The organism is Arthrobacter sp. R3-55, assembly GCF_054161505.1.
In genome coordinates, this window is record NZ_CP096423.1 from 4214309 (window position 1) to 4226282 (window position 11974).

At 63.0% G+C, this 11974-nt stretch carries 11 protein-coding genes; 1 reads left to right on the forward strand and 10 read right to left on the reverse strand.

Annotated elements, in window-relative coordinates; translation table 11 throughout:
- Positions 1 to 15 precede the first annotated feature (15 nt).
- The 9 genes from M1D51_RS19210 to M1D51_RS19250 all read right to left on the reverse strand — a co-directional run bounded on the left by M1D51_RS19210 (position 16) and on the right by M1D51_RS19250 (position 9639).
- Positions 16 to 303, reverse strand: a complete 288-nt coding sequence (locus tag M1D51_RS19210) for a DUF4190 domain-containing protein (RefSeq protein WP_458107636.1) — start codon at positions 301 to 303, stop codon at positions 16 to 18.
- Positions 304 to 365: 62 nt separating this feature from the next.
- Positions 366 to 1145, reverse strand: a complete 780-nt coding sequence (locus M1D51_RS19215) for an enoyl-CoA hydratase (RefSeq protein ID WP_458107637.1) — start codon at positions 1143 to 1145, stop codon at positions 366 to 368.
- Positions 1146 to 1197: 52 nt separating this feature from the next.
- Complete coding sequence (gene mmsB, locus M1D51_RS19220; protein WP_458107638.1) at positions 1198 to 2139, reverse strand: 3-hydroxyisobutyrate dehydrogenase; 942 nt, start codon at positions 2137 to 2139, stop codon at positions 1198 to 1200.
- Positions 2136 to 3209: an enoyl-CoA hydratase/isomerase family protein gene (locus M1D51_RS19225; RefSeq protein ID WP_458107639.1), complete on the reverse strand. Its 1074-nt coding sequence runs from the start codon at positions 3207 to 3209 to the stop codon at positions 2136 to 2138. The genes mmsB and M1D51_RS19225 overlap by 4 nt, the downstream gene beginning before the upstream one ends.
- Positions 3209 to 4708 carry a CoA-acylating methylmalonate-semialdehyde dehydrogenase gene (locus tag M1D51_RS19230; protein WP_458109621.1) on the reverse strand — a complete coding sequence of 500 codons (1500 nt, stop codon included), beginning with the start codon at positions 4706 to 4708 and terminating at the stop codon, positions 3209 to 3211. The genes M1D51_RS19225 and M1D51_RS19230 overlap by 1 nt, the downstream gene beginning before the upstream one ends.
- A gap of 153 nt (positions 4709 to 4861) precedes the next feature.
- On the reverse strand, positions 4862 to 6253 hold the full coding sequence (locus tag M1D51_RS19235) for a cryptochrome/photolyase family protein (RefSeq protein WP_458107640.1): 1392 nt from the start codon (positions 6251 to 6253) through the stop codon (positions 4862 to 4864).
- A 95-nt stretch (positions 6254 to 6348) separates the two neighbouring features.
- The gene (locus tag M1D51_RS19240) at positions 6349 to 6690 is read right to left on the reverse strand and encodes a hypothetical protein (protein ID WP_458107641.1); all 342 of its coding nucleotides are present in this window, start codon (positions 6688 to 6690) and stop codon (positions 6349 to 6351) included.
- A 235-nt stretch (positions 6691 to 6925) separates the two neighbouring features.
- On the reverse strand, positions 6926 to 8341 hold the full coding sequence (locus M1D51_RS19245; protein WP_458107642.1) for a ferredoxin reductase: 1416 nt from the start codon (positions 8339 to 8341) through the stop codon (positions 6926 to 6928).
- Complete coding sequence (locus M1D51_RS19250) at positions 8338 to 9639, reverse strand: aromatic ring-hydroxylating oxygenase subunit alpha (protein ID WP_172324355.1); 1302 nt, start codon at positions 9637 to 9639, stop codon at positions 8338 to 8340. Before M1D51_RS19250 ends, M1D51_RS19245 begins: the two co-directional genes overlap by 4 nt.
- Positions 9640 to 9800: 161 nt before the next feature.
- On the opposite strand from M1D51_RS19250, the gene M1D51_RS19255 reads away from it, so the two are divergent.
- Positions 9801 to 10733, forward strand: coding sequence for a LysR family transcriptional regulator (locus tag M1D51_RS19255; protein ID WP_458107643.1), 933 nt, complete (start codon positions 9801 to 9803; stop codon positions 10731 to 10733).
- Positions 10734 to 10951: 218 nt separating this feature from the next.
- On the opposite strand, the gene pdxS is transcribed toward M1D51_RS19255, so the two are convergent.
- Entirely contained in the window at positions 10952 to 11827 is an 876-nt protein-coding gene (gene pdxS / locus M1D51_RS19260; protein ID WP_458109622.1) for a pyridoxal 5'-phosphate synthase lyase subunit PdxS, read from the reverse strand.
- Positions 11828 to 11974: the final 147 nt, after the last annotated feature.

Here is an 11974-nt window from a genome sequence, read left to right on the forward strand (position 1 = left end):
GCGGAGCCGCCGGAACTACCCGGTGAACGCGAAGATCAGCGCCGAGCCCAGGGACAGGAGGCCAATCCCGTAGCCCACCACCAAAGCGGCGATGGCAAAGCCCCTGCCGCGTTCGCCGCGCTGCTCGATCTGGTTGAGGGCCACATGCCCTGCCCCCACCACGAATACCGCAATCACAGCCATGCCCGCGAAGAACAGCCCGACGAGGGCTACGACTGCCATTGCGGCGGCCACGAGGGCCTGCCGGTTGATCGGCTGGGCGGACGCTTCAGTGTGGTTAGCCTGAACGATCTCCGTTGACATGTTCTCTCCCCATTTGTAAGTGCACCGAGTCTATCCCCGCCAGGCCCCAAAAGACGCGCGAATTACCGGTGTTTGAACTCCGGTTGGCGCTTCTCGCTGAACGCGGCCATGCCTTCCTTCTGGTCCTCTGTTGCGAAGAGCGAGTGGAATACGCGCCGTTCGAACACCACCCCTTGTGACAGTCCCATTTCGAAGGCCGCGTTGACAGCTTCCTTGGCCACCATGGCGGCGGGTTTGGACTTGGACGCGATCACTTCCGCTGCCTTGACCGCTTCGTCAATGACTTCAGCAGCAGGAACCACCCTGGAGACCAGGCCGGAGCGTTCGGCTTCATCGGCGTCCATGAACCTGCCGGTCAGGACCATGTCCATGGCCTTGGCCTTGCCGACGGCGCGGGTGAGCCGCTGCGAGCCGCCCATGCCCGGGATCACCCCCAGGTTGATTTCCGGCTGGCCGAACTTGGCGTTGTCCCCGGCGATGATGAAATCGGCCATCATGGCCAGCTCACAGCCACCGCCCAGGGCAAAGCCGGAAACAGCAGCAACAACAGGAATGCGGAGGCGGGTGAGGTCCTCCCAGCGCCGGAACCAGTCCGCCGCGTACATCTCCATGTAGCTGTTGGAGGACATTTCCTTGATGTCGGCACCCGCAGCGAACGCTTTGGCGGATCCCGTGATCACCACTGCGCCTACGTCGGGGTCGGTGTCCATTGAAGTGACAGCGTCCACGAGCTCATTCATCAGTGCCGTGTTCAGCGCGTTCAGCGCTTCGGGCCGGTTCAGGGTCACCAATCCAACCCGGCCCCGACGCTCCACCACAATGTTCTGGTACTGCTCCGTCATGCTCTCCCTCTCGCCACGCTCTTCAGACCCTCAACTACTCGGTTCAAACCTCTCACACGGATTTATCCCGGATCTCCGTGATAATTCCGGAGAAGTCCCTTCCGGCTCCCTCACCCGCAGCAAAGGCATCGTAAATCCGTGATGCCAGCGGTCCCATTTCCGCCGCAACACCCGTGCTCTCCAACGCGTTCAGGGCCAGGCGCAGGTCCTTGGCCATCAACGCTCCGGCAAAACCGGGCTGGTAGTCGCGGTTGGCCGGGCTGGTAGGCACAGGTCCCGGAACGGGGCAGTTGGTGGTCAACGCCCAGCACTGCCCCGAGGCGTTGGAAGCGACGTCGAACAAGGCTTGATGCGTGAGGCCCAACTTTTCACCGAGAACAAACGCTTCGGCCACCGCAATCATGGAAACGCCCAGGATCATGTTGTTGCAGACCTTCGCGGCCTGCCCGGCACCGTGGTCACCGCAATGGACAATCCGTTTGCCCATCAATTCCAGGATGGGCTTCACGGTCTCGAAGTCCTCGGGAAGCGCGCCCACCATGAACGTCAGCGTGCCCGCTTCTGCACCCACTACGCCGCCGGAAACCGGGGCGTCCACTGAGCGGTGCCCGGCTTCAAGGGCAACGGCGGCAGCTTCCCGGGCTTCGTCCACATTGATGGTGGAACAGTCCAGGAAGAGTGTGTTTGGCCGCGCAATGGCAAGCAGCCCCGGGCCGTCCACCCCACGATAGGCATCCAGGACATGCTTGCCGCTGGGCAGCATGGTCAGCACCACTGCCGCCTCCGCAGCAGCTTCATGCGCCGTGGCGGCCATGGGAATCCCATGGGCCACCGCCGCTTCAACGGCTGCCGGAACGGGATCATAGCCAATGACGTCGTGCCCGGCCTTGATCAGGTTGGCCGCCATGGGGCCGCCCATGTGTCCAAGTCCGAGGAACGCGATGAGGCCCGTCCCCGGGGCTTGGCTATCTGACATGGCTGCGTTCTCTGTCATACCGTCTCCTTCGACTCAGTGCCCAGTTTTGAAAGCCCCAACTCCCGCTCGCCGAGCGGCGCAAAGTAGCCCTCGACGTCGGACGCGTGGACGTCAGCAAGCGTGGGCGGCTTCCATTGCGGATGCCTGTCCTTATCCACTACCTGTGCGCGGATGCCCTCACGGAAATCAGGACCGGCCAGGCAGCGAAGGCCCACGCGGTATTCCTGATCCAGCGCTTCCTCGAGCAGGAGTCCGCGGACCCGGCGCAACGATTCCAGAGCGACCTTCACGGACGTCGGCGACTTGGACTCGATCGTGTCCGCCGCAGCGATCGCTTGGTCGCCCAAAGAGCGCAGGCTCCGCACAATTTCCTCGGCGTCGTCATGCACGTATGCAGCGTCGATCCACTCGCACTGTGCCGCCAGGGCCGAGTCCGGCGCGGCTTGGGCAAAGCGCCCGACGGCGGCATCCGGCGTCGAGCTTTCCAGCGCTTCCGCCAGCGCGGGCAGGCTTTCGGACGGCACAAAGTGGTCCGCGAGCCCCATGAACAGGGCGTCGGCCCCTGACAGGTGGGCGCCGGTCAGGGCTGCGTGAGTTCCCGTCTCCCACGGCGAGCGGGACAGCAGCAGCGTGCCGCCGACGTCGGGAACAAAACCAATGGTGGTCTCGGGCATCCCGGTACGGGTCCGTTCGGTGACAATCCGGACCGAACCGTGGGCGGAGATACCCACGCCACCGCCCAGTACCAGCCCGTCCATGAAGGCCACGTACGGCTTGGGGTACTGCGAAATGAGCAAGTTCAGGCGATACTCCTCAGCCCAGAACTCCGCAGTTTCAGTGCCGCCGTGCAGCATGTCCTTATAGATGGCCACAATATCGCCGCCGGCGCACAGCCCACGGTCACCGGCGCCGCGCACCAACACCGTGGCAATGGCGTCGTCGCCGGCCCAATCGGTCAGCTGCCGGAGCATGGCTTTCACCATTCCCGCGTTCAGCGCGTTGACCGCCTTGGGGCGGTTCAGGGTGACGATCCCCAGGTGGCCGCGACGCTCAAACAGGACTTCTTCCTCTGCCGCTTCAGCCCCCATCAGCTGCCTGCCGGCATGATGAAGCTGGCGCCCTGGCGAATGCCGGAGGGCCACCGCGACGTCACGGTCTTGGTCTTGGTGTAGAAGCGGAAGGCATCTGCGCCGTGCTGGTTGAGGTCGCCGAAACCGGAAGCCTTCCAGCCACCGAAGGTGTAGTAGGCGATCGGCACCGGAATCGGCACGTTGATGCCCACCATCCCCACCTCCACGCGGCTGGCAAAGTCCCGGGCGGAGTCGCCGTCGCGGGTGAAAATTGCGACGCCGTTGCCGAACTCGTGCTCGCTGCAGAGCCTGAGTGCTTCGTCGTAGTCAGCCGCGCGCAGCACGCTGAGGACCGGGCCGAAGATCTCTTCCTTGTAGATCTTCATGTCCTTGGTGACGTGATCGAAGAGCGTGGGGCCCACCCAGAAACCGCCGTCGTATCCGTCCACGGTGAGGCCGCGGCCATCGGTGACCAGCGTCGCGCCTTCGTCCACGCCGGATTGGATATAACCCTCAATCCTCTCCTTGGCAGAAGCAGCCACCACGGGTCCGAAGTCCGAGTCCTTGTCCAGGCTGTGGCCTACCTTCAAGTCCTTGACGCGCTCGGTCAGCTTGGCCACCAACGCATCGGCGGTTTCCTGGCCCACCGGGACGGCCACGGAGATTGCCATGCAGCGTTCGCCGGCGGAACCGTAGCCGGCACCAATCAGGGCGTCGGCTGCCATGTCCAGATCGGCGTCGGGCATGATCACCATGTGGTTCTTCGCCCCGCCGAAGCACTGTGCGCGCTTGCCGTGGGCGGCAGCCGTTGCGTAGATGTACTGGGCAATCGGCGTCGATCCCACGAACCCGATGGCCTTCACCCGCGGATCTTCGAGCAGTGCGTCCACTGCTTCCTTGTCGCCGTTGATGACATTGAAGACGCCGTTCGGCACCCCTGCCTCACTGTAAAGCTCGGCAAGGCGCAGTGGCACCGAGGGGTCCCGCTCGGAAGGCTTGAGGATGAACGCGTTGCCGGCTGCGAGCGCCGGTCCGGATTTCCACAAGGGAATCATGGCCGGGAAGTTGAAGGGCGTAATTCCTGCGACGACGCCCAGCGGTTGGCGGAGCGAGTGGACGTCGATCCCCTGCCCGGCGTTGTCGGAGAACTCACCTTTGAGGAGGTGCGGCGCCCCGGCGGAGAACTCCACTACTTCGATGCCGCGCTGGATATCGCCCTTGGCGTCCGCGAAGGTCTTGCCGTGCTCGGAGGACAGGAGTTTAGCCAGTTCATCCATGTTTTCGTTGACCAGGTCCACGAACTTGAGCAGGATGCGTCCGCGGCGCTGCGGGTTCATGGCCGCCCATTCGAGCTGGCCTTTCTCGGCATTTGCGACGGCGTTGCGAACCTCGTCAGCGCTGGCCAGCGGAAGCCGCGCCTGGACTCCGCCTGTGCAGGGATCGTAGACATCACTGAATCGACCGGACGTGCCGTCGATCCTTTGACCGTCTACGTAGTGGGAAAGCTCGCGCACCATGGTGAAATGCTCCTTTGCATCGTGAATGACTGCCGTGCCGCCAGGTACTGGGACCACTGCGGGGAACACGTGACCAACTGTGATCCAGGTCATCTCTGAATCCGAATATACTCGGACTTCCTACTAATTTCCAGAGGGGTGCCTGGAAGGCCCTCAGTGGACTTCCTTCATCTCCTTGTATGCCTCCAGGGCCTCCGCCCGGGTGGTTTTGAGGTCCACGATTTCCTCCGGATACTCAGGCGTCCCGAACTCCGGGAGCCAACGGGCAATGTACTTTCCCGCCGGATCAAACCGCGTGCGCTGGGCTTCCGGGTTGAAGATCCTGAAGAAGGGCGAGGCATCCGCACCGGAGCCCGCAACCCACTGCCAGTTGGCAGGATTCGACGCCGGATCAGCGTCCACCAAGGTGTCCCAGAACCACTGCTCCCCGAGCTGCCAATGGATGCCCAGGTTCTTCACCAGGAAGCTTGCCGCCACCATACGTACCCTGTTGTGCATCCAGCCGGTGTGCCACAACTGGCGTTGCCCGGCATCAACCATGGGGAAGCCGGTGCGGCCCTGCTGCCAGGCCCGGAACTCCTCCGGCGCACTCTCGTGTCCGGGGTGCTTCCCTTTCACTCCGTTAGTGCCGGGCCAAGCCCACGGGAAACGATCGAACTCAGGGCGAAGGTTGGCGGTGGCGATCTCCGGGTTGTGGAAATACTGGTGCCAGCAGAATTCACGCCAGCCCAGCTCGGAGGCATAAATGCTTGCGCTTTCCGATCGCCTGGACCCCAAGGCATGCCACACTTCAAAAGGGCTCAGCTCACCCCATCGAAGGTAGGGAGACAGGCAACTGCTGCCATCGGTATCCGGACGATTCCTGCCCTCGCTGTAGTTATCCAGCCCGTCCACCACGAACGCAGCGAGCCGCTTGTGCCCGGCCGCGGCTCCAGGAGTCCACATCTCAGCCAATCCCCCGGACCAGTCCGGGCTGGTGGGCAGGAGCTGCCAGGAGTCCAAGAGGTCGCTGGCAGGCAGTTTCCCGGTGAATCCGTGGCCTTTTGCCGGGACGGCCAACGGATCGCGGAATTCCTGCGCGGACACCGTCCGCCAGAAAGGCGTGAAAACCTTGTACTGCCCGCCCGTTTTGGTGGTGACATTCCAGGGTTCATGAAGAAGGGAGGCTTGGAAACTCGCCACTTGCAGGCCGGCCTCGGCCGCCCAGGTCTTGAGTCCGGCATCGACCGCCCGCTCAGCCGCACCGTACCTGCGGTTCCAGTACAGCGCGCCCGCACCCAGCGTCGTCGCGGTTTCCTGCACAATCTCTCCGGCCGGCCCGCGGCGGAGCAGCAGCGGTATGCCCAGTTTTTCCAGGTCTTCACGCAGTGCCGTCAAGGAATGGTGGAGCCACCAGAGCGCAGCGCCGCCATGGGGGCGAATGCCCGGCGATTCTTCGTCGAGGACAAACAAAGCCACGGCTTCGCCGTCGTCGACGGCGGCACGCAAGGCCGGATTGTCGGCGACCCTCAGGTCGTCCCGGAACCACACGATGGACGGTTTCATTAATTCCTTTCAGCGCACACCCCAAAAACAGGAACAGCCCATGCCCCCTTCTGAAATCCTAGGGGCACGGGCTGGACGCTGGCTGTTGAATGAAATCAGGCGATGGAGGGAACAGCTTCCTCAGAAATTTCGGAAAGGGCCGCGGCGCTGGCCTCGGTCTCTTGCCACATGGGAACGCTGTTCACCACGTAGTCCCTGGCGGCAAGGCCAACCATGCTCATGCCGGCATAGATCCTGCGGCCGTTTTCCTTGATGGGCCTGAGTCCCTCAAGTTCAAGGGCTGTCTTGAAAGCGGAGTCGGGAATGGGGATTTTGCGTCCAAGAACGCACCAGCTGATGTACAGGCCATAGAAAGTGTCAAAATCCAAGCCGTTCTCAGTGTCGTCCTCAAACACCACACAGTCGCGAATAAAGCTGCCTATTTGGGTGTCGGTCATTACGGGCCTCCGGCGTCGGAAGAAAAGCGGGCCGCCGGGCTGCATCAGCGAATGTCCTATCCCCCACTATAGACCCCTTATACCGCTGAGTAAGGGGAAACCAGGTTAACTCTGGGTTGCGGACACGAATTTTCCTTGCACCATGGCGGGTTACAGCCGCCCTAAAAAATACTGGAACAAAAAAGGAGAGGAGGAAGACTGGCCGTCTTCCTCCTCTCCTGCCGGTTGCTGCCCTTCAGGCGTCGATCACCATGTCGGTGAGCGCGGTGGAACAGCAGGGCAGGAACTTCCCGGCGTCGATTTCACGGGCCCGGATGCCGCCCTGGTGGTTCATCTCCACGTCCCCCGAAAGCTTGACCACTTTGCAGGAGCCGCACATGCCTTCCTTGCAGTTGGCACCAATCCTGACGCCCGCCCGCTGGGCCGGACCCAGGATGTGCTCAGTGGGGTCTACCCGGACATTGATGCCCGTGCGCATGAAGGACAGGGTGAGGCTGCCCGTGCCCACAGTCTCAAAACTCGACGCATCAGGAACAGCAACCTCGTGCTGAACCTCCGGACCGGCGTCGGAAACTTCCGGACCGGATGCCTCCGAATCGGCGGATTCCAGCGGGAGACCCGTCGCTTTCAAGGTTCCCCCGGCGTCGTAGCCGGGCTCGTAGAGTCCGAACGCCGTGGGCTGGCTTTCGTAGTAGTCCTCGGCGGAATCGGCGATTTCCTCCGCGATCTCCTCCGCGATGTCGGCCGCGTGGGCGAGCTCCGCCTGATATTCGAGGATGGTCTGGCGGTCTCCGGTGAAGAATTCCATGTGGATGGAGGTATCGTCCACGCCCACCTTCCCCAGGAGCTCCGTGGCAGTGTTCAGGTACCCTTCAGGGCCGCAGGCGTAAACCTGGCGGCCGTTGGCATCGGGGGCCACTTGGTCCAGCATGGCCGCCGTCAACCTTCCGCTGAGCCCTTCCCAGCCATCGGGCTTGCCGCGATCACCCAGGGAATAGAAGACCTTGATGCGCGAGTCCACGGAGGCGATGTAGGCGAGCTCCTTGTTGAAGGCAAAGCCCTCGTCCGCTGCTCCGTGATAGAGCACCACTACGTCGGCTTCTCCCGGCAGGGAGTGAATGGTCCGCACCATCGACATGATGGGCGTGATCCCAGCTCCGGCGGCCAACAGGAGGTACCGTGCCCGCCGGTCGGCGTCGGGCAGGTGGAACGCGCCCACCGGCCCGAGCATCTCCAAAACAGTCCCCGGTTTGATGTTCTCGTGCACCCACGGTGAGACCAGGCCCGTGGGATCGCGCTTGACCGTGATGTCGAAGGTCCACGGCTTGGTGGGCGCGCTGGACAGTGAGTAGCTGCGGTCCGCCGGATCCTGGTCCTCGCCGTTCACGGGGAAGGCGACGTTCACGTACTGGCCGGCACGGAAAGCCAGGGGCGCACCGTCGGAGCGACGGAACACGAACGTCATCATGCCGCCCACTTCGGGAACAATCTCCACGCATTCGGCCATGAACTCCTGCGGATGCCACGGGCCCAAGGCACGGGCTGCACTGGCAGGTCCCTCGGTGCTGCCCATGACCCTGTTCCACGGCATTTCAAGGCCGCGGATCCGATGTGGCTCCTGGACTACCGTCTCGGTGAGGAGTTCGGTCATGCCAAGTGCTCCTGGACACGCTGTACGTACCAGTTGATGAAGGCCTCCACCTGGTATTCGCTCTTCATGTAAGGGCCGGGCTCGTAGGCGGGGCTGCCTGCGCCGGTCTGGCACAACTCAACAAACGCCTTGTCCTGCAGGTTGGTTTGCTTCCAGGTGTAGGTGAGCTTTTCGAGGTCGTAGTCCACGCCTTCCACGGCGTCGTCGGCTACCAGCCACGTGGTGCGGACCAGGGACTGGTGTTCGTTGATGGGGAAGACGCCGAACGTGATGACGTGGTCGCTCTGGAAGTGGAACCAGCTGTTGGGCTGCAGGTGCATCGAGCAACGGCCCAGGCGGAAGTCGCGCAGGTCGCCCAGGAGCTTCTTTGAGAGCCTGCGACCATCAGCGGAGAAGGATTCGCCCTCGCCGTCCAGGGATTCACGTGAGATGCGGATTCCCGCGATCCGGGTGTCGAGCTCCTCCACAACCTCATAGGGAAGGCCGTAGCGGCGGCAACGCTCCTCGAGCGAGGACTGCGCTTCCTTGTTGCGGTCCCACACTTCTTCAAGGTGGGCCGGGATCAGGCCCTCCGTCAGGCCCCAGGTGGGGAAGAGGGAACAGGCCAGCTCAGGGTGGCCGTCGCAGTGGTAGCACTCACGGTTGTTCTCCATGACGAGCTTCCAGTTGCCTTCCTCGATGATGTTCTGCTGGTAGGCAATCTTCGTCTTGGAGAGATCGTGGGGTGCGAGGTACGGCTCGAAGATCTTGGACGTTTCGTCAAAGTCCGCCGGCGGCTCGTCGGCGACGCACACGAAGATGAGCCCGGCCACCACGCGGCTGTGGGCACGCTTGAGGCCGAAGCAGCTCTTGTCGAACTTTGTCTCTCCCGGTGCGGAGGCGTGGATCAGGTTGCCTTCCGGAGAGTAGGTCCACGAGTGGTAGCCGCACACCAGGTTGCCGGTTGATCCGGTTGCTTCGGTCAGTACCCGGGCGCCGCGGTGGCGGCAGACATTGTGCAGGACGTTCACGCCGCCGTCGTCATTGCGCAGCACGATCAGGGAGTAGGGACCGTAATCGACGGTGATGTAGTCGCCCGGTTCCGGCAGTTCGGCAATGCTGCCGGCGAAGATCCAATGCTGGCCAAAAATGGCCTCCATGTCGATCTTGAAGATCGTGGCATCAGTGTAGAACGGCGCATCGAGGGAATATCCCTTGCGCCGGAACTCGAACAAACCGCTGATCTCCGCCAGCTGCTCTGCAGGCAAGGATGAAGCGAGTTTTCCGCGTGAGTTGAGGGGCAAGACTGGTGCAGACATATGTTTCCTCCCGGGAGGCGTGGGTCAGAGTGTGTTTCGTGGGGAGCACGGCTGCGTTGGGGGCGAGCGGCGTTGTCGAAAACCTTATAGTCATGAGATTAGGGACGATTGAACCGCAACAAAAGCGCAAGATTCAGAAGATAACCGTGCACAATAGGTGCATGATCGATGCGAGGCTCATCACACTCCGGGTGTTCGCCCGCTGCGGCACTATTGGCGCCACAGCGGAGCTCACCGGCTACTCCCCCTCAGCCGTCTCCGCGCAACTCCGCGAGCTCCAGCGAATGCTGGGAATGCAACTGCTGACCAAGGACGGCCGGGGCGTTCGATTGACTGCCACGGGACGCTTTTTGGTGACGGGCTCGGACGCCCTGATTGCCGAATGGGAGAGTTTGCGGGCAGCGGCCATGGAGGCCGGCGACCAAGTGCAGTCACATTTCGGGCTCGGCGGATTCTCGACGGCGGCCGCACAGTTGCTGGCACCGCTCGCCGCCACGCTGCGCTCGACGCGTCCCCTGCTGGAAGTCCAAGTGCTGGAGGCCAACCCGGCCCGTTGTTTCGACTTGCTGGTGGCAGAACGAATCGACCTCGCCGTAATCGTCGCCATGCAGTCCGAAACCTACGGTGAGGACGATCCCCGGTTCGAGCAGACCGTGCTGCTGGACGATCCCCTGGACGTGATCATTCCGGCGGACCATCCACTGGCACAGCAGGAATCGGTAACGCTCGAAGAGCTTGCCTCCGAACCTTGGATCACCGAGGCCGCCGGCTCCACATACCACTCCCTCTTCACAGCCGCCTTCACGGCCGTGGGGGTGACACCCCGGGTGGCGCACGAGGCAGTGGAATGGGAAACCCAGATAGCGTTCGTGGGCGCAGGCCTGGGCGTCGGCCTGCTGCCAAGGTTGGCACCCCTGAACAACGCAGAGAATGTTGTCCGGTTGCGCATCACGGGCAAGGGCAAACCCACCCGACGCATTGTGGCTGCAGCACGTCGGGGCAGCATCGCCTCACCACTCATTCAGGAGTCGCTCGGCATTTTGCAGGAGAACGCCCACCGCATCCTCACGGCCCGGCCGGAAGACGAGCGCTGAAACCAGGAGCCGCTTAGGCCCAGACCTGGTAGCCCGTGGACTTGTCGAAGAGCTTCCGGGTGGAAAGACCTTCCGCCCAACACACCAAAAACGGGACGGTGGGCGCTGATCCGGCAGTGTGCGTAAAAGGGCCCCCGCCCCAACCACCGCGAAAGTGGCGGCAGCGGTTGCGGGGAATAGCACACAGAGGACCAGCGCCCACCGGGCGCAGTGGAAACTTACCAGCCGCGCTCTGCGAGGCGGTGGGGCTGGGGAATCTCGTCAACGTTGATGCCCACCATGGCTTCGCCGAGGCCGCGGGAGACCTTGGCGATGACATCGGGGTCATCATGGAACGTGGTGGCCTTCACGACGGCGGCGGCGCGCTCTGCGGGGTTGCCGGACTTGAAGATGCCCGAACCGACGAACACGCCATCGGCGCCGAGCTGCATCATCATCGCAGCGTCAGCCGGGGTAGCGATGCCGCCGGCGGTGAACAGGACAACGGGGAGCTTGCCGGTAGCGGCAACTTCCTTGACCAGCTCGTACGGGGCCTGCAGTTCCTTGGCCGCAACGTACAGCTCGTCCTCCGGGAGGGCTGCAAGCTTGGCGATCTCGGAGCGGATCTTGCGCATGTGGCCGGTGGCGTTGGAAACATCGCCCGTGCCGGCTTCGCCCTTGGAACGGATCATCGCCGCGCCCTCGTTGATGCGGCGCAGGGCCTCACCCAGGTTGGTGGCACCACAGACGAAGGGAACGGTGAAGTTCCACTTGTCGATGTGGTTGATGTAGTCGGCCGGGGTGAGGACCTCGGACTCGTCGATGTAGTCAACACCGAGGGACTGCAGGACCTGGGCTTCGACGAAGTGGCCGATCCGGGCCTTGGCCATGACCGGGATGGACACGGCAGCGATGATCGCATCGATCATGTCGGGATCGGACATGCGGGACACGCCGCCCTGGGCGCGGATATCGGCCGGAACGCGCTCGAGCGCCATGACAGCCACGGCACCGGCGTCCTCGGCGATGCGGGCTTGCTCGACGTTAACGACGTCCATGATGACGCCGCCCTTGAGCATCTCCGCCATGCCCCGCTTCACGCGGCTGCTGCCCATCAAGGGGATGTGTTCGAAGAGGAGGGGTCTGATCGTCACTCGATACTCCAAAGGTTCAAGGTTGTGATGGCATCACCAACGCCCGGAGGGATCAACGGCAAGCATCGGCGCACTGATATCCGGCTGATATATTAGATGGATAACTCA

Excerpts from the sequence above, each read along its gene's own strand:
- M1D51_RS19235 (WP_458107640.1), bottom strand. The coding sequence starts at position 6,253 with ATGAAACCGTCCATCGTGTGGTTCCGGGACGACCTGAGGGTCGCCGAC.
- M1D51_RS19240 (WP_458107641.1), bottom strand. The coding sequence starts at position 6,690 with ATGACCGACACCCAAATAGGCAGCTTTATTCGCGACTGTGTGGTGTTT.
- M1D51_RS19210 (WP_458107636.1), bottom strand. The coding sequence starts at position 303 with ATGTCAACGGAGATCGTTCAGGCTAACCACACTGAAGCGTCCGCCCAG.
- mmsB (WP_458107638.1), bottom strand. The coding sequence starts at position 2,139 with ATGACAGAGAACGCAGCCATGTCAGATAGCCAAGCCCCGGGGACGGGC.
- M1D51_RS19245 (WP_458107642.1), bottom strand. The coding sequence starts at position 8,341 with ATGACCGAACTCCTCACCGAGACGGTAGTCCAGGAGCCACATCGGATC.
- M1D51_RS19230 (WP_458109621.1), bottom strand. The coding sequence starts at position 4,708 with ATGGTGCGCGAGCTTTCCCACTACGTAGACGGTCAAAGGATCGACGGC.
- M1D51_RS19250 (WP_172324355.1), bottom strand. The coding sequence starts at position 9,639 with ATGTCTGCACCAGTCTTGCCCCTCAACTCACGCGGAAAACTCGCTTCA.
- pdxS (WP_458109622.1), bottom strand. The coding sequence starts at position 11,827 with ATGGGCAGCAGCCGCGTGAAGCGGGGCATGGCGGAGATGCTCAAGGGC.
- M1D51_RS19215 (WP_458107637.1), bottom strand. The coding sequence starts at position 1,145 with ATGACGGAGCAGTACCAGAACATTGTGGTGGAGCGTCGGGGCCGGGTT.
- M1D51_RS19255 (WP_458107643.1), top strand. The coding sequence starts at position 9,801 with ATGATCGATGCGAGGCTCATCACACTCCGGGTGTTCGCCCGCTGCGGC.
- M1D51_RS19225 (WP_458107639.1), bottom strand. The coding sequence starts at position 3,209 with ATGGGGGCTGAAGCGGCAGAGGAAGAAGTCCTGTTTGAGCGTCGCGGC.